We start from the raw sequence: 22,975 nt of genomic DNA, 5'->3' as shown, positions 1-22,975 counted from the left end.
GTAATCTATATGTACTCAAGACGATTTGACAAGCTTGTCCTCTAATGATCGCCGGATGATTTCTTGTTTTATAAGTAAAATGAAGTCAGGATTTAATTTTAGTTCTTTTGCTTTATAATAAGACTCAGTGAGTAACTCAGTAGATAACTGTTCCATATGTTTCGTTTTCAAGGTGAGTCACCTCCGATAATAAGGATAGGTTCTTTGTTGCATCTACTGTATCAAAAAATTATGATAGTCACAAACGACTGGTTATCCACATATCACCGTGGATAAGGTGTGTATGAGTTGTTGATAAATTTCGAATTAACTGAAATATTAATGTGGAAAATGTGTACAATGTTATCCACAAGCTCGCTATCGAAAAATGTTGTCGAAAAATTTTAAGAAAACTCCTCAAAGAGGTGAAAGAAATTGAAATTATTTTTACCTAATGAATACGTAAAAAACGTATATCATGTTCAACCGGAAGATTTAAAAAAACGCGGGATCAAAGGTATTATTACTGATTTAGATAATACTTTAATTGAATGGGATCGCCCGAATGCAACGCCTAAGCTTGAGCAATGGTTTTTAAAAATGAAAGAGCAAGGCATTCAAGTAACGGTCGTTTCAAATAATAATGAGCAACGTGTAAAGGATTTTGCAGATCCACTTGGCATTCCTTTTATCCATAGCGCACGTAAACCATTTGTTCGTGCTTTTAAACGTGCGATACAAGAAATGAATTTAAAAGCGGATGAAGTAGTTGTTATTGGGGACCAATTGTTAACGGATGTATTAGGCGGGAATCGCGTTGGTTTATATACAATTTTAGTCGTGCCAGTGGCACAAACAGATGGACTAGTAACGCGCTTTAATCGAAAAATTGAACGAAGAATTATGAGCAATATGAAGAAAAAAGGTTTAATTAACTGGGAGGAATAAAGTTTGACTGAAACAATTAAATGTATTGGTTGCGGTGTAGAAATTCAAACAGAAAATAAAAATGGGGTTGGATATGCACCAACTTCATCTTTAGAAAAAGAACAGGTGATTTGTCAACGTTGTTTCCGTTTAAAGAACTATAATGAAATTCAAGATGTGTCTTTAACAGATGATGATTTCTTGCGCATTTTAAATGGAATTGGACAATCAGACGCGCTTGTTGTCAAAATTGTAGATATTTTTGACTTCAATGGTAGTTGGTTACCAGGCTTACATCGTTTTGTAGGGAACAACAAAGTATTGCTTGTTGGAAACAAATCGGATTTAATTCCAAAGTCAGTAAAGCATGATAAAGTAAAACATTGGATGCGTTATAGTGCAAAGCAACTGGGCTTAAAACCAGAAGATGTCTTTTTAATTAGTGCAGCAAAAGGACAAGGTATTCGCGAGCTTGCTGAGGCGATTGAACAGTACCGCGGTGGTAAGGATGTATACGTTGTAGGGTGTACAAATGTTGGGAAATCTACATTTATTAATCGCATGATTAAAGAATTTAGTGAAGAAACTGAGAATGTGATTACAACGTCTCATTTTCCAGGAACAACACTTGATTTAATTGACATTCCATTAGATGAAACATCTTCTTTATATGATACACCAGGTATTATTAATCACCACCAAATGGCACATTACGTTGGAAAGCAAAGCTTAAAGCTTATTACACCAACGAAGGAAATTAAGCCAATGGTATTCCAATTAAACGAAGAACAAACATTATTCTTCGGGGGATTAGCACGTTTTGATTATATTAGTGGTGGTCGTCGTGCGTTCACTTGTCATTTATCAAATCGTCTACCAATTCATCGTACAAAACTTGAAAAAGCAGATGAATTGTATGAAAAACATGCTGGGGAGTTATTAAATCCACCAACTCCAGAAGAACTAGAAAATATGCCTGGGCTTGTGAAATATGAATTTAATATTCGTGAGCCCAAAACAGATGTTGTATTCTCTGGATTAGGATGGGTGACTGTAAATGAGCCAGGTGCAAAAATCGTTGCTCATGTACCAAAAGGAGTTAGTGTTTCATTACGTAAATCTTTAATTTAATATGGAGAGGGATTTATGAAACAATTATATGGTGTAATCGGGAATCCAATTGGACATTCATTGTCACCGCTCATGCATAACGATGCATTTGAACACTTGAATATAGATGCTCATTATCATGCGTTTCTTGTAGAAGAAGAAACATTAGGGGAAGCAGTGAAAGGGTTAAAGGCGTTAGGAGTTTCAGGATTTAATGTCACGACTCCACATAAAGTTTCAATTATGAAATACTTGGATGAAATTGATCCGTTAGCAAAGCAAATTGGTGCTGTGAATACGGTAGTTCATAGAGATGGAAAACTAATTGGTTATAATACAGATGGAATTGGTTATGTTCGTTCATTACAATCGATTAGTAAAGAGCCGCTTTATCAAAAGCGTATTTTATTACTCGGTGCAGGTGGAGCGTGCCGTGCTATCTATTTTTCGCTTGCAGACGCAGGTGTAAAGGAAATTGATATTGCCAATCGAACAGTGGAAAAGGCAAATCATCTTCTCTCTGGATGCCAAGCAAAGATTACATCGCAAGCTCTTTCATTAGAGCAAGCAACTGAAGAACAAGGGAATTATGATATTATCATTCATACAACAACGATAGGAATGCATCCGCATATCCAAAATACACCGTTGCAAATTCAATCTTTGAAACAAGGGACGATTGTCTCGGATATTATTTATAATCCATTTGAGACAAAGCTTCTGCAAGATGCGAAAGCTAAAGGAGCGATCGTACAGAATGGAATAGATATGTTTGTTTATCAAGGAGCACTTGCATTTGAATTGTGGACAGGACGTATGCCGAATATCGAAAAAATGAAACAATTAGTAATGAGAAAGCTTGGAGGCTAACTATATGTTAACAGGAAAACAAAAAAGATTTTTACGTGCAAAAGCACATCACTTAACACCGATTTTTCAAGTTGGAAAAGGTGGCGTAAATGAAAATATGGTAAAACAAATTGCAGAGGCGTTAGAAGCTCGTGAGTTATTCAAAGTGAGCGTACTACAAAACTGTGAATTTGATCGTCGTGAAGTTGCAGAAGAATTGGCTAAAGGAGCGAGAGCTGAAATTGTCCAAGTAATTGGAAGCACAATTGTTTTATATAAAGAATCAAGAGAAAATAAACAAATCAAACTTCCATAATAGCAAGTTTACTGTGCTCAGGATGTGTATATGTCGTTTCCATAGCATATGCTTGCTATGTTCGGGATAATAGGGTTTAGACCAATTGAGCTTTTACAGGCAGTAATCTCTCCGCATGTTGTTTAGGAAAGATTACTGCTTGTGAATTAAAGGGGGCGTTTCATTTGAAAAAAATCGGAATCATTGGCGGCACGTTTGATCCGCCTCATTATGGACATTTGCTGATTGCAAATGAGGTATATGATGCACTCGCGCTTGATGAAATATGGTTTTTGCCGAATCAAATTCCACCTCATAAACAAGATCGTAGTATTACAAGTGTAGAAAATCGATTGAACATGTTAGAGTTAGCAATTGAGCAAGAGGAGTATTTCTCGGTTTGTTTAGAAGAGTTAAGAAGAGAAGGTCCATCCTATACATATGACACTATGTTACAATTAACTAAGAAGCATCCGGACGCGCAGTTTCATTTTATTATTGGCGGAGATATGGTGGAGTATTTACCAAAATGGTATAACATCGAGAAATTACTTCAACTTGTAACTTTTGTTGGGGTTGCAAGACCGGGGTATACATTAAATACACCTTATGAAATCGTCACAGTAGAAATTCCGGAATTTGCTGTTTCGTCTTCCTTGTTACGTGAGAGATATAAAGAGAAGAAAACGTGCAAATATTTGCTTCCAGAACAAGTACAGGTATATATCGAGAGGAATGGGTTGTATGAATCGTGAGAAAGCACTTGAGATTGTAAAACAACAAATGCATGAAAAACGTTATATACATACAATTGGTGTAATGGAAACGGCAATTGAACTTGCTAAGCTATATGGCGTGGATGAGAAAAAAGCAGAAATGGCTGCTATATTTCATGATTATGCAAAATGTAGACCGATTCAAGAGATGGAAGACATTATTAAGCAGGAAGAGTTGCCAAAAGATTTACTTCACTACAACAAAGAGTTATGGCATGCACCAGTTGGGGCATACTTAGTAGAAAAAGAAGTCGGCATTACGGACTCTGAAATTCTGCAAGCTATTACATATCATACAAGCGGTCATGAAGAGATGACAATGCTTGATAAAGTTATTTATGTGGCAGATTATATTGAACCTGGACGCAAATTTCCAGGTGTGGAAGAAGCACGGAAAGTAGCACAGGAAGATATAAATAAAGCTTTATTATTTGCATTAAAACGTACGATTCAATTTTTAATGGAAAAGGATCAAACGATCTATCCGTTAACATTTCAAACATACAATGCGGTACTGAAGGAGGAAATTACTGAATGAAAGATAAAGAGTTATTAGTATTAGCAGCAAAAGCAGCTGATGATAAAAGAGCAGAAGATATGGTTGTACTAAACATGCAAGGAATTTCACCAATTGCAGATTATTTTATTATTTGTCACGGGAATTCTGATAAGCAAGTACAAGCAATTGCACGTGAAATTAAAGCGAAGGCACATGAATTCCAAATCGACGTACAACGTATGGAAGGCTTCGATGAAGCGCGTTGGGTTCTAGTGGACCTTGGTGATGTAGTTGCGCATGTATTCCATAAAGATGAGCGTGATCATTATAATTTAGAGCGTCTATGGGGCGATGTGCCACGTGAAGATATTACAGAAGAGTTAAGCTAATGAGATATGAGCAATTTGCATTGTTGTATGATGAACTCATGAATGATGTCCCATATGATAAATGGGTAGAATTCACAGAGGAAAGCTTACAGCAGGCAGGCATGAAAGAGGCGAAGATTCTTGATGTAGCGTGCGGGACTGGGAATGTAACACTTCCGCTTGTGCGAAAAGGTTATGACATGATTGGTGTCGATCTTTCAGAAGAAATGCTAACAGTTGCCCAGCAAAAGCTAGGGGGAGAAGGGTATTTTATTCCTTTTTATCAACAGGATATGAGAGAACTAGATGTTCCTGGTGAATTTGATTGTGTGACAATCTTTTGTGATTCATTAAATTATGTATTGCAAGAAGAAGGGATACAAGAAACATTCAGACGAGTATTTCACCATTTGCGTCAAGATGGTCTGTTCTTATTTGATGTACACTCTTTATATAAAATTTATCATGTCTTTCAAAATGAAACGTACACAGTCAATGGGGAAGAGATAGCTCTCATTTGGAACTGCTTCCCTGGCGAAGAATCAGATAGTGTAGAACATGACTTGTCATTCTTTGTACAGGATCCAGAGGAAGGTGTATATCATCGCTTTGATGAATGTCATATGCAACGTGCCTATTCAGTTGAATTGTTAACAAAATGGCTTGAAGAAGCTGGATTTACAGTACTTCGTGTAACGGGTGATTTTGAACGAATGGAAGTAACTGAACAAACGGAACGTATCTTTTTTATGGCGAAAAAGAATGGATAAAAAAAGCAACCGATTAGGTTGCTTTTTTTTGTTTAGAATACAATATTTTATTTATAGAAAAGTAGAAAAGTAATACCTATAAAATCTAAAAATAAGGGTTTGATAAAAAATAGGATGAGAAAAAGAGAAGGATTTTTAAGAGGATTCTGTATCATTGTGGCGTATTATTTACGTGTGCTTATTAAATTGTTGTTCAACGCCTTCTAAATCTTCATCGTATTTTTCATGTGTCCGCTCGAATAATTTATGGAACATATCTCCGACGTGATCCTCTAAAATACGAATACCCTCTCCTGTAACACCGCCTTTTACACATACTTTCTCTTGTAGAGTTGGTAATGTGAAAATTTCTTTTTCTAGTAATTTCCCCATCCCGATAATCATTTCACTTGCTAAAGTAGTTGCTTCTTCATGAGTAATATTTGTTTTATCCACAGCAGCATCAATGAAACATTGTAGTAAGTAGCTGAAGAATGCGGGTCCGCAGCTTGCAATGTCAGATGAAACTCGTGTAATATCTTCTCCGATCACAATAGGTGTAGAAATATTTTTAAACAAACGAAGTAACTTTTGTTCCCATTCTTTCGAACAGTTTTTCCCGAATGTGAATAGTGAGGCGCCAGAGAATGCGCGGTTTGTAATGCTCGGAATAATACGTGCGACGTGACAAGATACAACCTGTTCTAATTGAGCTGCTGATATGGGGCTTGTAATAGAAATTAAACATTTTTCATCAGTAAAGTGGGCAGTGTGTTTTTTTAAAATTGGATAGATGTCTAAAGGTTTAACGCAAATAAAAATAAGCTCTGAACGTTCAATTACCTCTTGCACTGTCTTTGCTATATGAACAGAAGGATACTTCTCTTTTATATGATATGCTTTGGCAGGCGTACGATTAATAATAGTAAGGCACGAAGGTTTGACAGCACGGGTTTCTAAAAATGCATCGATTAGTATATTCCCCATGTTTCCTGTCCCTATAATTCCTATGTTCAATGTTTCATCCCTCCTTCGTAACATCTTTCTCCTAAACAATATGAACCATGTTGTGAATTTATGAATTGGAGGTATTAAAATTATGCAGAATTTTCAAAAGAAGTGGCTCGTTTTATTAGGGGCTGTTGGCGTCGTATTTATACTGTTTATGTGGCAGACGAAGCAACAAGCTGTGCAACCGACCGTGAAACTTGATACAAATGTGAAGAGTGAAGAGAGAAAAGGTAAATTGAAAGTAGCAGAATCAAATGAACAGAAAAAAACAATTATGATTGATATAAAAGGTGCTGTGCATCGCGAAGGTGTATATGAGGTAGGAGCGGGTGCACGCGTAAAAGACGGGATTGAAAAAGCGGGTGGTTTTTTACCTGAAGCGGATATGGAAAAAGTGAACTTAGCGCAGCTTATGCAAGATCAAATGTTACTCTATGTCCCGAAAAAAGGAGAGCAAGTTCAAGGAGCTAATCTACCTTCAGGGCGGCAGGAGGAGAAAATTCAAATTAATGTTGCTTCAAAAGAGCAGCTCGAAAAAATAACGGGAATTGGGCCTCGGAAAGCAGAAAATATTTTGAAATATCGAGAAGAACATGGGCCGTTTCAAAAAATGGAAGATTTATTGGAGGTAGATGGCATTGGAGAGAAATCGCTTGAAAAAATAAAAGATAAAATAATTATTCCATAAAGGATTGACGAACTTTTTCTTCTTTCGCTACACTACAAGTAGATGAAAAAGTAGGTGAAAAGATATGGAACGAATTTCTTGGGATCAATATTTTATGACGCAAAGTCACTTATTATCGCTACGTAGTACGTGTACAAGGCTTGCAGTAGGAGCGACAATTGTCCGCGATAAGCGAATTATTGCGGGTGGATATAACGGTTCAATCACGGGTGGTGTGCATTGTATAGATGATGGGTGTTATATCATTGATAATCATTGTGTTCGTACAATTCACGCTGAAATGAATGCACTGTTGCAATGTGCAAAATTTGGTGCGAAAACAGAAGGTGCGGAAATTTATGTTACACACTTTCCTTGTTTACAATGTTGTAAAGCCATTATTCAAAGTGGTATTACAGCTGTTTATTACGCACAAGACTATAAAAATCACCCGTATGCTGTGGAACTATTCGAACAAGCAAATGTTACTGTGAAACATGTTCCGTTAGAATATGATATTACAACGTTAGAGCAACAAGAACGTCATTTGCAATTAAAAGAACTGTTTTCATCTTTAGAAAAAGATGAGTTAACAATGAATGAATTACAACAAGTATTCGCTAGAGCAAAAGAGATACTATAAGTGCGTGTTCAAAAAGGAGGATAAAGAGAGCCTGGCAGTTCGAGACGCGGAAGTCAGGAGAGTGCGGAGTGTAGATGGAACTACATGAGTGCCGGATTGGCGAAGCAGACGAAGAAATGTGAAAGATATCTTTCCTGGATTTTTTGAACATCCGCTATAAGGGGTGAGTATAAGTTGCGTGGACAATGGGGCTATATTGCAATCTCGTTTGTTATTGGGATTGCGATTGCCTGTTCCTCCTTTAAATTGTTGTATATTGGTTTATTTTGTTGTTATATTCTATTTTGTATATATCGTACTTCACGTCGAATCCTCTTTTTTTGCATACTGGCATGTTCCGGTAGCTTCCTCTATACCTCATATGTTGAATGGAAAAATCAGCATTCAAAAGGGTTAGACTTTGAAATAACAGAAGGTGTGATTCAAACTACACCCCTTATAAATGGTGATCGACTCTCTTTTCAAATGGAGGTCAATGATAGAGATACGTTGCAATTGATGTACAAAATTCAATCAGTTGAACAAAAAGAACAGTTGCAGAAATTACATGCTGGTATGAGTTGTACATTTCAAGGAGAAATGAAAGTGCCGTCAGAAGCACGGAATTTCCACGGGTTCGACTATCGTGACTACTTACATAAGCAAAAGATTCACTTTTTATTCGAAGCAAAAGAGATTTCAAATTGTATCCAAAAATCTTTGACGTTTACACAGTGGGTCTTTTTATTACGCCAAAATGCGGTGTCGATAGTCGCAGAAATGTTTCCTGGGCAATCCGGAGCGTTTATGAATGCGTTGTTGTTTGGAGATCGGCAACTGATGACATTTGAAGTAGAAGAACAATACCAACAGTTTGGTCTTATCCACTTATTAGCCATTTCAGGATCACATATTGTATTATTAATGGCGATTGGCTACTTTGTTCTACTACGGATTGGTGTAACGAGGGAAATGGCGACAATCTGCCTTATTATTTGCATTCCGCTGTATATGTTTTTAGCAGGGGCGTCTCCATCTGTCATGAGGGCTTCTGTAACGGGTGTTATGTTGTTGCTAGCACTAATGCATTCTATCCGTGTTTCGAGTTTAGATGCGCTTAGTATGACGGCTGTATTAATGCTTTTATATAACCCTTATATGGCTTTTGATATTGGATTTCAATTTTCGTTTGTTGGTAGTTTTGCGTTATTGCTGTCAGCAAGTAGGCTATTACAGCATGATAATGGTCTGATTCAAAATACAATCTATCTTTCTGTTATTTCACAACTTGCTAGTACTCCTATTTTGTTATATCATTTTGGTTATTTTTCTCCATATAGTATTTTCCTCAACCTTCTATATGTCCCGCTTCTATCTTGTGTTGTGTTACCGTGTAGTATTGTAATTTTTGCGTGTATACTATTTGTACCTTTCGTAGCGAAATGGCTCGCACAAATGTTATCAGTATGTTTAACAATTTCTAATGATATTCTTCAGTACTGTGAAAATCTCCCGTTTCTTCGCTTTACCTTTGGCCAAACGCCTTTATTTCTTATAGTTTTATATTGTTTTAGTATCGTTAGTATATTTATTGTGTGGGAAAGAGTGGTTAGAAAAAAGTTTTTATTCCTGACTGTTGGGTTTTTCCTCTTTATATGTATTTTTCATTATATTTCGCCTTATTTCCGTACTAGCGGAAGTGTGACTTTTATTGATGTTGGACAAGGGGATGCGATCTTGATTCGTCTTCCGTATGAAAAGGGGGTCTATCTCATTGATACAGGAGGAACGATTCCTGTAAAAAAAGAAGCATGGCAGAAGAAAAAACATGAATTTTCTGTTGGACACGATATTCTCCTTCCATTTTTGCAAAAAGAGGGTATTCGGAAAATTGATAAGTTGATTGTAACGCATGGAGATACAGATCATATGGGAGCGGCTAAAGAATTGTTATCCGCTATTACTGTAGGGGAAATTGTATTTGGGAAGAAGCGAGAAGATGCTGTGGTCGAAAAAGAATTGAAAAAAATTGCAAAGGAAAAAAATATAAGGATAAACATTGTAGGAGAAGGGGATGGATGGCAAGTAGACGAAGCGATATTTACTGTACTATCACCAGAGGGAGGAGAGAAAGAGGATAACGATTCGTCTATTGTGTTATGGGTAAAGCTAGGTGGATTTATATGGCTGTTTACTGGAGATCTAGAAGAGAAAGGCGAGCGACGAATTGTAGAGCAGTATCCAGAGTTGCGAGCGGATATTTTAAAGGTTGGGCATCATGGTAGTAAGACGTCGTCCTCATCTTCTTTTTTACACCTGATTCAGCCTAAAAAGGCAATTATTTCAGCTGGAGAGCATAATCGATATGGTCATCCGCATCAGCAAGTGCTAGAGCGTTTGTTAGAACTTGATATTGAAATATGGCGAACAGACAAGCAAGGAGCTATTTCCTATGTTTTTGAAGGCGAAAGAGGAACGTTTCAAAGTAAACTAACATATGATGAAGCACAGAAAAGGTGAAGTGAAAAAAAGAAGGCCGCAAGCAGCAGCCTTTAAGAACCAATAAATTTAATAATTGTTGCAATAATGAAAAGTGTTGCGAAAAAACCAAATGAGACGATAAAACCTACCCCTGAATCAATAGCGTCATTGCGTTTACTTTGAACGTTTTGCTCAAATTCATTCATTTAGAATCCCTCCCCAACATTCCATTTTAGTATAAGATATTGTCAGAAAAAAATCTACAATTTCCATATGAAGATAAAGGGAGACTTTAATCAGTGGGTTTGCTCTTCCACTGATGATTAACCCCCACCAATCGGGTTTTTACGGGCAATTGATCCCATATCTGACTTTTTTGCTTTCGCTGAATTTTGAGATGAGGGTCTTACTGCACGTGAGTAGCGGAGAAGATAGAGAATATGTGTGTAGAAGTAGGCGGTAAATCTTATGTGAAAAGAAGATGGAAATTTGATTTCCATGCATGTTAACAGTTAACAATTATACTTATCCGGCAGTTGCGAATAATAACAGTAAAGTGGTTACCGCACACCAATAAGAATCCCGGGACTTATTGCGTGGCGTTTTATATAGATAAAGGGACGGGTTAGTTTAAACCTGTTCCTTTGTACTTGTAAAACAAAAGATACCACATTAGTATAGAGATATATTGCCAAATTAGGGAGTAGGAAAAAGCATGAGTGAAATACATAAGAAGATTAAAAAGAAACAGTTTGCACCACTTTATTTAATATATGGAACGGAAGTTTATTTTATAAATGAAACAATAAAGCTTATAACAACGGAAGCGCTAGCTGAAGAAGATCGTGAGTTTAATGTTGTAACATATGACTTAGAAGAAGCGTATTTGGAAGATGTAATAGAAGATGCACGGACGCTTCCTTTTTTTGGAGAACGTAAAATACTACTAGTTAAATCCCCATTGTTTTTAATATCACAAAAAGAAAAACTAGAACAAAATCTAAAGATTTTGGAGGAGTATGTTGCAGAACCATCTCCATTTTCGATTGTTGTATTTGTAGCTCCTTATGAAAAATTAGATGAGCGGAAAAAAATCACAAAATTATTAAAGAAAACGGCAGATGTAGTAGAAGCAAGTACGATGCAAGTACAGGACGTTCGTAAATGGATTGTGGCCCGTGTAGATGAAGTGCATGTACATATTGAGGAAGCAGCTGTTAGTTTACTATTGGAGCTTGTAGGAAGCAATGTAACGATGCTAGCAAAGGAAATGGACAAGTTGACCCTTTATGTTGGTATAGGTGGAGAAATTACAACAGGGCTTGTAGCGGAACTGGTACCAAAATCGGTTGAACAAAATGTGTTTGCGTTAACAGAAAAGGTAGTAAAAAAAGATATTGCTGGGGCTATGCTAATTCTAGATGGACTATTTACGCAGCAAGAGGAACCAATTAAATTATTGGCGTTATTAGTGAGTCAATTTCGTTTACTGTACCAAGTGAAGGAATTACAGCAACGTGGATATGGACAAAATCAAATTGCTTCGCATATTGGTGTTCACCCGTACCGAGTAAAGTTGGCGATGAATCAAACGAAATTTTTCTCGTTTGAAGAATTGAAAAAAGTTATTTTAGAGCTAGCTGAAGCTGATTATAGTATGAAAACAGGGAAAATGGATAAAAAGCTTGTCTTGGAGTTTTTCTTAATGCGTTTAAATCATATTGGGTAAAATAAAAGCGGAGGCAGTTCGCTCAGAATCACAGGTCATTGGAGCCCCCCACCGAGAAGTGTTTTTGGCTTCAATCGAGAGGATGAAATGGCCGGAGATTCTAGTTGCTATAGCTGGATAAAATAAAAAAGTTCATGTCATCTGCTGCATGGACTTTTTTGTATATAAAAAAACGATCCAAATGGATCGTTTTTTAAACGCCTTACGCGTTTACTTGTTTCGCTAAGCGAGATTTTTGACGAGCTGCAGCGTTTTGGTGGATAAGACCTTTACGAGCTGCTTTGTCAAGTTTTTTAGAAGCAGTTTTGAAAGCTTCTTTAGCATTTTCAAGATCGTTATTAGTAACTAAAGCTTCTACAGTTTTAACAGCTGAACGCATGTCAGACTTGATAGAAGCGTTATGTGCACGACGCTCTTCGCTAAGTTTAGCGCGTTTGATAGCAGATTTAATGTTTGCCATACTTTTCACCTCCCTGGTGCGATCGAGTGACTCGATACTTACATAGAACAAGTGATATTCTATCAAACGGAGAAGAGAATTGCAATAGCGAGATCAATGAAATTTCATGTAAGGGAAAGAATGGCCTTATATAATTTTGGGAAATCTAACGATATTTACTATTAAATGCGGAGGAGATACGATGAAAGAGCCATTAGATTTAAGTAAATATAGCGTTAGGACAGACCTTGCAGTAGAAGCGCATCAAATGTTACAAGAACGTCAACAAAAACAAACGGGAATCGAAGGTGTTGTTGTAAAAGAGCGTGAAGAAGAAGGGATTACGATTACGAAAGTGATAATCGATGAAAGTGCTTCTGAATCGATGGGTAAAAAAGCCGGGAAGTATTTAACGCTTGAAGTGCAAGGGATCCGCCAGCAAGATACGGAACTTCAGCAAAAAGTGGAACGTATTTTTGCAAAAGAATTCTCTTACTTATTAGGAGAAATTGGAATAACCAAAGAAGCAAGCTGCTTAATTGTAGGGCTAGGGAATTGGAATGTCACACCAGATGCACTTGGTCCGATTGTTGTAGAGAATGTGCTTGTGACACGCCATCTTTTTAAATTACAACCTGAAAGTGTAGAGGAAGGGTATCGCCCAGTTAGTGCAATTCGTCCAGGTGTAATGGGGATTACAGGGATTGAAACAAGTGACGTCATTTACGGTATCATTGAAAAAACAAAGCCGGATTTTGTTATCGCTATCGATGCGCTTGCTGCAAGGTCTATTGAACGAGTAAACAGTACGATACAGATTTCAGATACGGGAATTCATCCTGGATCTGGTGTAGGAAATAAACGAAAAGAACTAAGTAAAGAAACGCTAGGAATTCCTGTGATTGCTATCGGTGTTCCGACGGTTGTAGATGCTGTTTCCATTACGAGCGATACAATTGATTTTATCCTAAAACATTTTGGACGTGAAATGAGAGAAGGAGATAAGCCGTCTCGATCTTTATTGCCAGCAGGTTTTACATTTGGAGAAAAGAAGAAACTAACAGAGGAAGATATGCCGGATGAAAAAAGCCGTAATATGTTTTTAGGGGCAGTGGGCACATTGGAAGATGAAGAAAAACGAAAATTAATTTACGAAGTATTAGCTCCTCTTGGTCATAATTTAATGGTGACGCCGAAAGAAGTAGATGCATTTATTGAAGATATGGCAAATGTAATAGCGAGTGGTTTAAATGCTGCACTTCATCATCAAATTGACCAAGATAATACAGGTGCATATACGCATTGATGAGAAGAGGCGAAAGTAGTTGAGTAGATTTACGCTTCAATGTGTGTGCTGCGTTATTCTGTTTTTGTTTGTGATGCTAATCGGAATTGGAATCGTTAATCATGGCTTAAAAAGCATGAAAGGCTATCGGCAGCCAACATATGAACAAGTTGCACGAATGACGGGAACTGGAAGTGAAAATGTTGATTTAGAAATTTTAGGAGGTACATTTTCAGCAAGTGAAAAACAAAAACAGTTAGAAAGTCTCAGAAGTTTTAATGTTGTAGAAGGACTGGGAATGGGAATCGCAGAATTTGTTCGAAGTATCGCTAAGTTTAGTACAGATATAGTAATTGGGAAAATAAAAGATATTTTTAGCCAATTGGGAGAATAAAAAGAGGTTGTCTTATCATTTTGTAAGACAACCATTTTTTTGTTATAAAAAGGTTTGTCTCGTTTGATCTGCTCGCATAAGATAAAGAGAGGAAGATTTGTCTTATAAGCAGCACGAGTTTTCATTGAATCTTTGCTGCTCTATTGATATAATCAGTGCTAGTGTATATTGGCGAGACTATTAGGAGTTGAGAACATAGATGAATAAAGAAGAAAGAGCAAAAAGACAGTCCAACATTCGTAACTTCTCCATCATTGCTCATATTGACCACGGAAAGTCAACGTTGGCAGATCGTATTTTGGAGAAAACAAATGCGTTAACACAGCGCGAAATGAAAGCTCAATTACTTGACTCTATGGATTTAGAGCGTGAGCGTGGTATTACAATTAAATTAAATGCAGTTCAATTAACGTATACGGCAAAAAACGGTGAAGAATATACTCTTCACTTAATCGATACACCAGGGCACGTCGACTTTACGTACGAAGTATCTCGTAGTTTAGCGGCTTGTGAAGGTGCTATCCTTGTTGTTGATGCAGCGCAAGGTATTGAAGCGCAAACGTTAGCGAACGTGTATTTAGCGCTTGATAATAATTTAGAAATTTTACCGGTTATTAATAAAATCGATTTGCCAAGTGCTGACCCAGAGCGTGTTCGTCAAGAAGTAGAAGATGTAATTGGTTTAGATGCATCAGAAGCTGTACTTGCTTCCGCAAAGGCTGGAATTGGGATTGAAGATATTTTAGAACAAATCGTTGAAAAAGTACCAGCTCCAGAAGGTGACCCGGAAGAGCCACTTCAATGTATGATTTTTGACTCTTTATATGACCCATATCGCGGTGTAATTGCGTATATCCGTGTTGTGAACGGTACAGTAAAAGTTGGCGATAAAGTACGTATGATGGCAACTGGTAAAGAATTTGAGGTAACAGAAGTAGGTGTATTTACACCGAAAACAACGCAGCGTGAAGAGTTAACAGTAGGTGATGTAGGATTCCTAGCAGCATCTATTAAAAATGTAGGAGACACACGCGTTGGTGATACAATCACACATGCGAAACGTCCAGCAGCAGAACCATTACCAGGTTATCGTAAATTAAACCCAATGGTATTCTGTGGTTTATATCCAATCGATTCGGCGCGTTATAACGATTTACGTGATGCATTAGAAAAACTTGAATTGAATGATTCTGCTCTTGAATTTGAGCCAGAAACATCTCAAGCATTAGGATTCGGTTTCCGTTGTGGCTTCTTAGGGTTACTTCACATGGAAATCATTCAAGAACGTATTGAACGTGAATTTAAGATTGATTTAATTACAACGGCGCCAAGTGTTATTTATAAAGTATATTTAACGAGCGGTGAAGATCTTATTGTTGATAACCCATCTAACATGCCAGATCCGCAATCTATTGACCGTGTGGAAGAACCGTTTGTAAAAGCGACGATTATGGTTCCAAATGATTACGTTGGTGCTGTAATGGAAATTTGCCAAGGGAAACGTGGTACATTCCTTGATATGCAATATTTAGATGAAACACGTGTTACGTTAACATATGAGATCCCACTTTCTGAAATCGTATACGACTTCTTTGATCAATTGAAGTCTAATACGAAAGGGTATGCATCATTTGATTACGAGTTAATCGGTTACAAACCGTCTAGACTTGTGAAGATGGATATTTTATTAAATAATGAACAAGTCGATGCTTTATCATTCATTGTACATCGCGATTCAGCCTATGATCGTGGTAAAGTAATTGTAGAAAAATTAAAAGAATTAATTCCAAGACAACAGTTTGAAGTACCAATTCAAGCGACAATTGGGAACAAAGTTGTAGCGCGTTCTACAATTAAAGCGATGCGTAAAAACGTACTTGCAAAATGTTATGGTGGTGACATTTCTCGTAAACGTAAACTTCTTGATAAACAAAAAGAAGGTAAAAAACGTATGAAGTCTGTTGGTTCTGTAGAAGTGCCACAAGAAGCATTCATGGCTGTATTGAAAATGGACGATAACTAATAAAAAAGAAGCCGTTTGTGCGGCTTCTTTTTGTACGTAGGATTACTTTTTTAGACATCTTTTCATCTCTCCTTTACAATGGTGAGGATGCTTTTTATTGTAAGAAACAACAGTGATATAGAGTTAGGAGACTATTGATGTCTGAAAATATTCGAAAAGATATTCAAGAAAAAATACAAAACGGTGATTTTAATTGTGAAAAAGAATTGACGCTTTCTATTATTAGCGGAAAGTGGAAAGTTGTAATCTTGTGGCATCTAGGTGTAGAAGGGTCGCATCGCTTTAGTGAGTTACAACGACTATTCCCAAACATTTCTCATAAGGTTTTATCTAATCAATTAAAAGAATTAATGGAAGATGGAATCATTGATCGGACAGTATATCCAGAAGTACCTCCGCGGGTAGAGTACTTTATGACTGATTTAGGTATGACGCTTTTACCAATCGTCGAAATGATGTATGATTGGGGAAAAATGCGAATGGAACAAATTCGTAACACGTTACAGAAGTAAAGGAGCCTCCGAAGTGCGGAGGTTTTCTTTTTAGAAAGGTAGGAGTCTAGTTTAATGCAAGCTGCATATATTCATATTCCGTTTTGTCAGCATATTTGTCACTATTGTGATTTTAATAAAGTATTTATTGAACGTCAGCCTGTTGATCAATATTTAGAGTATTTAGAGAAAGAAATTATAAATACGGTTCAAAAGGTGCCGTTTGAAAATATGAAAACGATTTTTGTTGGGGGCGGGACACCAACGGCATTAAATATGGAGCAGACAAAAAAGCTGTTAGATATTATTAATCGCCGTTTACGTCCGTTCGCTCCAAACTGTGAATTGACGTTTGAAGCAAATCCTGGAGATTTGCCAAAAGAAAAGTTGAACCTGCTATTAGATGGTGGTGTCAATCGAATTAGCTTTGGTGTGCAAACATTTCGAGATGAATTACTTCAGAAAATTGGACGTAAGCATACGAGGGAAGATGCATTTGTAGCGATTCGTGAAGCGCAGGAAGTAGGCTTTACGAATATTAATGTGGATTTAATTTATGCATTACCAGGGCAAACGATAGAAGATGTGAAAGAAACGTTGGACATTGCTTTTACGTTAGGAGTTCAGCATTTTTCTGCATATTCCTTAATTGTTGAACCGAAAACGGTTTTTTATAATTTAATGAACAAAGGAAAATTAAGACTTCCAGGGGAAGAGCATGAAGCAAGAATGTATGAAATGGTAATGGATGAGATGGAAAATCATGGCTATAAACAGTATGAAATCAGTAATTTTTCAAAAGAAGGCTATGAAAGTAGACATAATCTCACATACTGGAATAATGAACAGTATTATGGTTTTGGAGCTGGTGCTCACAGTTATGTAAACGGAGAACGAATTCAAAATGTTGGCCCGTTAAAGCAATATTTCTCTAAAATTGATGAGACAGGCTTCCCTTATTTAGACGTCCACGAAGTAACAAGAAAAGAAAGAATGGAAGAAGAACTATTTTTAGGGCTTCGGAAAACAAAGGGCGTTTCTAAGCTTACATTCCAAAAGAAATTTGGTGTCGAAATGGATGAGATTTTTGCAAAACAGTTATTATCCAACAAGGAATATGGATTGCTTCAGGATAAAGGTAACCATGTTTGTTTGACGAGACAAGGTAAGTTATTAGGGAATGAAGTATTTCAGTCGTTTTTAATTGATTAATTAAATGTTCAGTAGGTATGAAAAAGTTTCTCTATTTTGTGACGTTTCCGTTGACAATTGAATGTCAATTTTGGTAAGTTATTAATAGATTTAGCACTCGAAGACAAAGAGTGCTAACAGAGGTGATGATGAGATGCTTACGGAACGTCAGCTCTTGATTTTACAAACAATTATTGATGACTTTATTGGATCAGCGCAACCTGTTGGGTCAAGAACGTTGGCTAAAAAAGATGAAATTACATTTAGTTCAGCTACGATTCGAAATGAAATGGCTGATTTAGAGGAACTGGGATTTATCGAAAAGACACACAGTTCTTCTGGACGTGTTCCTTCAGAAAAAGGATATCGATTTTATGTAGACCATCTTTTAGCACCACAACATTTATCGAATGAGGATGTTGTACAGATTAAGGATTTATTTGCTGAAAGAATTTTTGAAGCGGAAAAAATTGCACAGCAATCCGCTCAAATTTTATCAGAGCTCACAAATTATACGGCAATTGTTCTTGGACCGAAAGTGAGTGCAAATAAATTAAAGAATGTACAAATTGTTCCGCTGGATCATCAAACAGCAGTCGCCATTATTGTAACAGATACAGGTCATGTACAAAGCAAAACGATTACCGTTCCGGAATCTGTTGATTTATCAGATTTAGAAAAAATGGTTAATATTTTAAACGAAAAGCTATCTGGTGTGCCGATGGCGGAGCTGCATAATAAAATTTTAAAAGAGATTGTGACGGTTCTACGTGGGTATGTCCACAACTATGATAGTGCAATAAAAATGTTAGATGGTACATTTCAAGTTCCCTTGTCGGAAAAGATATACTTTGGGGGGAAAGCGAATATGCTTTCGCAGCCGGAGTTTCACGACATTCAAAAGGTACGCTCCTTGCTGACTATGATTGATAATGAAGCTGAATTTTACGATATTTTGCGTAATAAACAAGTCGGGATTCAAGTGAAAATCGGTCGAGAAAATTCTTCGACGGCTATGGAAGATTGTAGTTTAATTTCTGCAACCTATTCCATTGGCGAAGAACAGATTGGAACAATCGCGATCCTAGGTCCAACGAGAATGCAGTATTCTCGCGTAATTAGTCTGTTACAATTGTTTTCAAGACAATTTACAGATGGGCTAAATGGATTGTATAAATCAAAATAATAAATTCGCTCGAGCGATGAACATTGTCATTGCTGGTGTGTAACATAAAAACTATGCTTGGACGCTCATGTTAAGCATGAGCTCTGGTGCCTTTTAAGGAGGTGAAAGTTGTGGAAGAGCGTAACGAACAAGTAGTTGAAGAAGCGAAAGAAACGCAAACTGAGGAATCTATTACAGCAGAAAACAGTGAAGAAACTGTAGTAGAAGAAAAAAGTGAAGCGGCTCTTTTACAAGAAAAAGTAGATGGATTGCAAGCGAAATTGACGGAAACGGAAGGTCGCACACTACGTCTACAAGCTGATTTTGAAAACTATAAGCGCCGTGTTCAACTGGATAAGCAAGCGGCTGAAAAATATAGATCGCAAAGCCTTGTGTCAGATATTTTGCCAGCTCTTGATAACTTTGAAAGAGCGATGCAAGTGGAAGCGAGCGACGAGCAGATGAAGTCCTTATTACAAGGGATGGAAATGGTATATCGTCAATTGCTAGAAGCGCTGACTAAAGAAGGTGTTGAAGCGATTGAAGCTGTTGGTAAACAGTTTGATCCGCATGAACATCAAGCTGTTATGCAAGTAGAAGACAGCGAGTTTGAATCAAACGCGGTTGTGGAAGAATTCCAAAAAGGTTATAAACTGAAAGACCGTGTGATTCGCCCATCAATGGTAAAAGTAAATCAATAATTTACATAAATGTAGGAGGTTTCGCCATGAGTAAAATTATCGGTATTGACTTAGGTACAACAAACTCTTGTGTAGCTGTTATGGAAGGTGGAGAACCAAAGGTTATTCCAAATCCAGAAGGGAACCGTACAACACCTTCTGTTGTAGCTTTCAAAAATGAAGAGCGTCAAGTTGGGGAAGTAGCGAAGCGTCAAGCGATTACAAACCCAAATACAATCATGTCTGTTAAACGTCATATGGGTACAGACTACAAAGTAGAAGTTGAAGGTAAAAACTACACACCTCAAGAAATTTCTGCAATCATTTTACAAAACTTAAAAGCTTCTGCTGAAGCGTACTTAGGTGAAACAGTAACGAAAGCTGTTATCACAGTGCCAGCATACTTCAACGATGCAGAACGCCAAGCAACAAAAGACGCTGGCCGTATTGCTGGTTTAGAAGTAGAACGTATTATTAATGAACCAACAGCAGCTGCGCTTGCTTACGGTTTAGAAAAACAAGACGAAGAACAAAAAGTTCTAGTATATGACTTAGGTGGCGGTACATTCGACGTATCTATTCTTGAGTTAGCAGATGGAACATTTGAAGTTATTTCAACTGCGGGTGACAACCGTCTTGGTGGTGACGACTTTGACCAAGTTATCATCGATCATTTAGTAGCTGAATTCAAAAAAGAAAATAACATTGATTTAAGCCAAGATAAAATGGCACTTCAACGTTTGAAAGATGCAGCTGAAAAAGCGAAAAAAGATCTTTCAGGTGTAACACAAACACAAATTTCATTACCATTCATTAGTGCTGGGGCTGCTGGTCCATTACACTTAGAATTAAACTTAACAAGAGCAAAATTCGAAGAACTTTCAGCTAACCTTGTTGAAAGAACATTAGAGCCAACTCGTCGTGCATTAAAAGATGCTGGTCTTTCTCCAAGTGAATTAGATAAAGTTATTCTTGTTGGTGGTTCTACTCGTATCCCAGCTGTACAAGAAGCAATTAAACGTGAAACTGGTAAAGAACCATATAAAGGCGTTAACCCTGATGAAGTTGTAGCGTTAGGTGCTGCAGTTCAGGGCGGTGTACTTACTGGTGATGTAAAAGGCGTTCTATTATTAGACGTAACTCCACTTTCTTTAGGTATCGAAACTATGGGTGGCGTATTCACGAAGTTAATCGAGCGTAACACAACAATTCCAACAAGTAAGTCACAAGTGTTCTCAACTGCTGCTGATAACCAGCCTGCAGTAGACATTCACGTATTGCAAGGTGAGCGTCCAATGTCAGCTGACAACAAAACACTAGGTCGCTTCCAATTAACAGATATCCCACCAGCACCACGTGGTATTCCGCAAATCGAAGTAACATTCGATATTGATGCGAACGGTATCGTAAATGTACGTGCAAAAGACTTAGGAACAAGTAAAGAACAAACAATTACAATCCAATCTTCTTCAGGTCTTTCTGATGAAGAAGTAGATCGTATGGTAAAAGAAGCTGAAGCAAATGCTGATGCTGACCAAAAGCGTAAGGAAGAAGTTGAACTTCGTAATGAAGCTGACCAACTTGTATTCCAAACAGATAAAGTTGTAAAAGATTTAGAAGGTAAAGTAGATGCAGCTGAGGTAGCGAAAGCAACAGAAGCAAAAGAAGCATTACAAGCGGCAATCGAGAAAAATGATCTTGATGAAATTCGTGCGAAAAAAGATGCACTTCAAGAAATCGTACAACAACTTACTGTAAAATTATATGAACAAGCTCAAGCAGCTGCTGGTGCTCAGCAAGCAGAAGGTACACAAGGTAACGCTAGTGCAAAAAATGACAACGTAGTTGACGCTGAGTTTGAAGAAGTAAAAGAAGATAAGTAATAAAGTAAAAAAACATAAGTAAGATGACAAAAAGTCAAAGTCAAGCGTGCCTTGGCTTTGGCTTTTTTCATGAATGAAGAAAGTGCTTCGGGCAGGTTAGCTCTTTCATATGAGAGTCTTAAGTTTTTCTTTTTGCATACTGTAAGTGAGGAAACTTTGTTGCAAAGCACTTTCTTTCGGTGTTAAAATTACGTTTATGTGAAAGATTCGGGGGTTACAAATTTATGAATAAAAGAGATTATTATGAGGTGCTCGGCCTTAGCAAGGGCGCTTCAAAAGATGAAATCAAAAAAGCATACCGTCGTTTGGCTAAAAAATATCATCCAGACGTAAGCAAAGAAGAAAATGCAATTGAAAAGTTTAAAGAAGTACAAGAAGCGTATGAAGTTTTAAGTGACGATCAGAAACGTGCGCAGTACGATCAATTTGGTCATGCTGATCCAAATCAGGGTTTTGGCGGCTTCGGCGGTGGAGACTTTGGTGGTGGATTCGGATTTGAAGACATTTTCAGCTCATTCTTTGGCGGAGGTGGCGGCAGACGCCGTGATCCAAATGCACCGCGTCAAGGTGCTGACTTGCAATATCAAGTTACTTTAAACTTTGAAGAAGCGATTTTTGGTAAGGAATTAAATGTTGAAATTCCAGTTGAAGACCCATGTGACACATGTCAAGGCGCTGGGGCGAAACCAGGAACTTCAAAAGAAACATGTAAACATTGTTCAGGAACAGGTCAAGTGAGCGTAGAACAAAATACACCATTTGGTCGTATTGTAAATCGTCAAGCGTGTAAACATTGTTCAGGAACAGGCCAAATGATTAAAGAGAAATGTACAACATGTCATGGCTCTGGAAAAGTACGTAAACGTAAAAAAATTAACGTTAAAATTCCAGCGGGTATTGATAATGGTCAACAAATCCGTGTGTCTGGTAAAGGTGAAGCGGGTGTAAACGGTGGGCCGGCTGGTGATTTATATGTTGTTGTTCATGTAAGAGACCATGAGTTCTTCGAGCGTGATGGCGATCATATTATTTGTGAAATGCCATTAACATTCACGCAAGTAGCGCTTGGTGCTGAAGTGGAAGTTCCAACTGTTCATGGAAAAGTGAAATTGAAAATACCAGCAGGAACGCAAACAGGAACGGAATTCCGCCTAAAAGGAAAAGGCGCTCCAAATGTACGTGGATATGGCCAAGGTGATCAATATGTAGTTGTTCGTGTTGTTGTACCAACGAAATTAACATCACATCAAAAAGAATTATTACGTGAATTTGCAGGACAAGAAGATCAAGATGATAGCCTATTTGGAAAGCTTAAACGAGCTTTTAAAGGGGAATAATGGAAATAAAAAATGGAGTTGGTAA

General features: G+C 37.4%; 25 protein-coding genes. 21 read left to right on the top strand and 4 right to left on the bottom strand.

Features of this window, described 5'->3' with window-relative positions; translation table 11 throughout:
- Window positions 1-15 precede the first annotated feature (15 nt).
- A complete protein-coding gene (locus NSQ40_RS22100; RefSeq protein WP_000850094.1) occupies window positions 16-171 on the bottom strand; it encodes a sporulation histidine kinase inhibitor Sda in 156 nt (51 codons plus the stop codon).
- Window positions 172-414: 243 nt separating this feature from the next.
- Here NSQ40_RS22100 and NSQ40_RS22095 point away from each other — a divergent pair, with 243 nt between their 5' ends.
- From NSQ40_RS22095 to NSQ40_RS22060, 8 genes are all read left to right on the top strand, one after another.
- The gene (locus tag NSQ40_RS22095; protein ID WP_003200585.1) at window positions 415-927 is read left to right on the top strand and encodes a YqeG family HAD IIIA-type phosphatase; all 513 of its coding nucleotides are present in this window, start codon (window positions 415-417) and stop codon (window positions 925-927) included.
- A 3-nt stretch (window positions 928-930) separates the two neighbouring features.
- The gene (gene yqeH, locus NSQ40_RS22090; protein WP_003200588.1) at window positions 931-2,037 is read left to right on the top strand and encodes a ribosome biogenesis GTPase YqeH; all 1,107 of its coding nucleotides are present in this window, start codon (window positions 931-933) and stop codon (window positions 2,035-2,037) included.
- A 15-nt stretch (window positions 2,038-2,052) separates the two neighbouring features.
- Window positions 2,053-2,886: a shikimate dehydrogenase gene (gene aroE / locus NSQ40_RS22085; protein WP_018765862.1), complete on the top strand. Its 834-nt coding sequence runs from the start codon at window positions 2,053-2,055 to the stop codon at window positions 2,884-2,886.
- A gap of 4 nt (window positions 2,887-2,890) precedes the next feature.
- The gene (gene yhbY / locus NSQ40_RS22080; protein WP_003200592.1) at window positions 2,891-3,181 is read left to right on the top strand and encodes a ribosome assembly RNA-binding protein YhbY; all 291 of its coding nucleotides are present in this window, start codon (window positions 2,891-2,893) and stop codon (window positions 3,179-3,181) included.
- Between the two features lie 164 nt (window positions 3,182-3,345).
- Window positions 3,346-3,915 carry a nicotinate-nucleotide adenylyltransferase gene (locus tag NSQ40_RS22075; protein ID WP_003200594.1) on the top strand — a complete coding sequence of 190 codons (570 nt, stop codon included), beginning with the start codon at window positions 3,346-3,348 and terminating at the stop codon, window positions 3,913-3,915.
- On the top strand, window positions 3,905-4,474 hold the full coding sequence (gene yqeK, locus NSQ40_RS22070; protein WP_258248288.1) for a bis(5'-nucleosyl)-tetraphosphatase (symmetrical) YqeK: 570 nt from the start codon (window positions 3,905-3,907) through the stop codon (window positions 4,472-4,474). Before NSQ40_RS22075 ends, yqeK begins: the two co-directional genes overlap by 11 nt.
- The gene (gene rsfS / locus NSQ40_RS22065; protein WP_018765860.1) at window positions 4,471-4,824 is read left to right on the top strand and encodes a ribosome silencing factor; all 354 of its coding nucleotides are present in this window, start codon (window positions 4,471-4,473) and stop codon (window positions 4,822-4,824) included. Before yqeK ends, rsfS begins: the two co-directional genes overlap by 4 nt.
- On the top strand, window positions 4,824-5,573 hold the full coding sequence (locus tag NSQ40_RS22060; protein ID WP_003200600.1) for a class I SAM-dependent DNA methyltransferase: 750 nt from the start codon (window positions 4,824-4,826) through the stop codon (window positions 5,571-5,573). The genes rsfS and NSQ40_RS22060 overlap by 1 nt, the downstream gene beginning before the upstream one ends.
- 168 nt (window positions 5,574-5,741) lie before the next feature.
- On the opposite strand, the gene comER is transcribed toward NSQ40_RS22060, so the two are convergent.
- Complete coding sequence (comER, locus tag NSQ40_RS22055) at window positions 5,742-6,569, bottom strand: late competence protein ComER (protein WP_018782543.1); 828 nt, start codon at window positions 6,567-6,569, stop codon at window positions 5,742-5,744.
- Window positions 6,570-6,648: 79 nt separating this feature from the next.
- Here comER and NSQ40_RS22050 point away from each other — a divergent pair, with 79 nt between their 5' ends.
- The 3 genes from NSQ40_RS22050 (at window position 6,649) to NSQ40_RS22040 (ending at window position 10,372) form a co-directional block, all read left to right on the top strand.
- Complete coding sequence (locus NSQ40_RS22050) at window positions 6,649-7,251, top strand: helix-hairpin-helix domain-containing protein (protein WP_026008576.1); 603 nt, start codon at window positions 6,649-6,651, stop codon at window positions 7,249-7,251.
- Between the two features lie 64 nt (window positions 7,252-7,315).
- Entirely contained in the window at window positions 7,316-7,873 is a 558-nt protein-coding gene (locus NSQ40_RS22045) for a ComE operon protein 2 (protein ID WP_003200607.1), read from the top strand.
- A gap of 174 nt (window positions 7,874-8,047) precedes the next feature.
- A complete protein-coding gene (locus NSQ40_RS22040) occupies window positions 8,048-10,372 on the top strand; it encodes a DNA internalization-related competence protein ComEC/Rec2 (protein ID WP_097786627.1) in 2,325 nt (774 codons plus the stop codon).
- 32 nt (window positions 10,373-10,404) lie between these two features.
- On the opposite strand, the gene NSQ40_RS22035 is transcribed toward NSQ40_RS22040, so the two are convergent.
- Window positions 10,405-10,539 carry a YqzM family protein gene (locus NSQ40_RS22035; RefSeq protein WP_001001652.1) on the bottom strand — a complete coding sequence of 45 codons (135 nt, stop codon included), beginning with the start codon at window positions 10,537-10,539 and terminating at the stop codon, window positions 10,405-10,407.
- 509 nt (window positions 10,540-11,048) lie between these two features.
- Here NSQ40_RS22035 and holA point away from each other — a divergent pair.
- Complete coding sequence (gene holA / locus NSQ40_RS22030; RefSeq protein ID WP_003200610.1) at window positions 11,049-12,062, top strand: DNA polymerase III subunit delta; 1,014 nt, start codon at window positions 11,049-11,051, stop codon at window positions 12,060-12,062.
- 202 nt (window positions 12,063-12,264) lie between these two features.
- Here holA and rpsT read toward each other — a convergent pair whose 3' ends face one another.
- Window positions 12,265-12,522 (bottom strand): 30S ribosomal protein S20, encoded by a 258-nt coding sequence (gene rpsT, locus NSQ40_RS22025; protein WP_001274011.1) that lies wholly within the window; start codon window positions 12,520-12,522, stop codon window positions 12,265-12,267.
- Window positions 12,523-12,703: 181 nt separating this feature from the next.
- Here rpsT and gpr point away from each other — a divergent pair, with 181 nt between their 5' ends.
- From gpr to dnaJ, 9 genes are all read left to right on the top strand, one after another.
- Entirely contained in the window at window positions 12,704-13,807 is a 1,104-nt protein-coding gene (gpr, locus tag NSQ40_RS22020; protein ID WP_003200613.1) for a GPR endopeptidase, read from the top strand.
- Window positions 13,808-13,826: 19 nt separating this feature from the next.
- Window positions 13,827-14,180: a DUF3679 domain-containing protein gene (locus tag NSQ40_RS22015; RefSeq protein ID WP_018782546.1), complete on the top strand. Its 354-nt coding sequence runs from the start codon at window positions 13,827-13,829 to the stop codon at window positions 14,178-14,180.
- 199 nt (window positions 14,181-14,379) lie between these two features.
- Window positions 14,380-16,203 (top strand): elongation factor 4, encoded by a 1,824-nt coding sequence (gene lepA, locus NSQ40_RS22010; RefSeq protein ID WP_003200617.1) that lies wholly within the window; start codon window positions 14,380-14,382, stop codon window positions 16,201-16,203.
- Between the two features lie 137 nt (window positions 16,204-16,340).
- Entirely contained in the window at window positions 16,341-16,715 is a 375-nt protein-coding gene (locus tag NSQ40_RS22005; protein WP_003200619.1) for a winged helix-turn-helix transcriptional regulator, read from the top strand.
- A 54-nt stretch (window positions 16,716-16,769) separates the two neighbouring features.
- On the top strand, window positions 16,770-17,906 hold the full coding sequence (gene hemW, locus NSQ40_RS22000; protein ID WP_003208531.1) for a radical SAM family heme chaperone HemW: 1,137 nt from the start codon (window positions 16,770-16,772) through the stop codon (window positions 17,904-17,906).
- Window positions 17,907-18,039: 133 nt separating this feature from the next.
- Window positions 18,040-19,071, top strand: a complete 1,032-nt coding sequence (gene hrcA, locus NSQ40_RS21995) for a heat-inducible transcriptional repressor HrcA (RefSeq protein WP_003200623.1) — start codon at window positions 18,040-18,042, stop codon at window positions 19,069-19,071.
- Window positions 19,072-19,181: 110 nt separating this feature from the next.
- Complete coding sequence (gene grpE, locus NSQ40_RS21990; protein ID WP_018765852.1) at window positions 19,182-19,751, top strand: nucleotide exchange factor GrpE; 570 nt, start codon at window positions 19,182-19,184, stop codon at window positions 19,749-19,751.
- 26 nt (window positions 19,752-19,777) lie between these two features.
- Window positions 19,778-21,613, top strand: coding sequence for a chaperone protein DnaK (gene dnaK / locus NSQ40_RS21985; protein ID WP_003200627.1), 1,836 nt, complete (start codon window positions 19,778-19,780; stop codon window positions 21,611-21,613).
- Window positions 21,614-21,837: 224 nt separating this feature from the next.
- Entirely contained in the window at window positions 21,838-22,950 is a 1,113-nt protein-coding gene (gene dnaJ, locus NSQ40_RS21980; RefSeq protein ID WP_003200629.1) for a chaperone protein DnaJ, read from the top strand.
- Window positions 22,951-22,975 lie beyond the last annotated feature (25 nt).

This window comes from Bacillus sp. FSL K6-6038, assembly GCF_038050455.1.
In the GTDB taxonomy this organism is placed as follows: Bacteria; Bacillota; Bacilli; order Bacillales; family Bacillaceae_G; genus Bacillus_A; species Bacillus_A pseudomycoides.
Note: the sequence above shows the minus strand (reverse complement) of the source record. Positions and strands in the feature narration are given on the sequence as shown.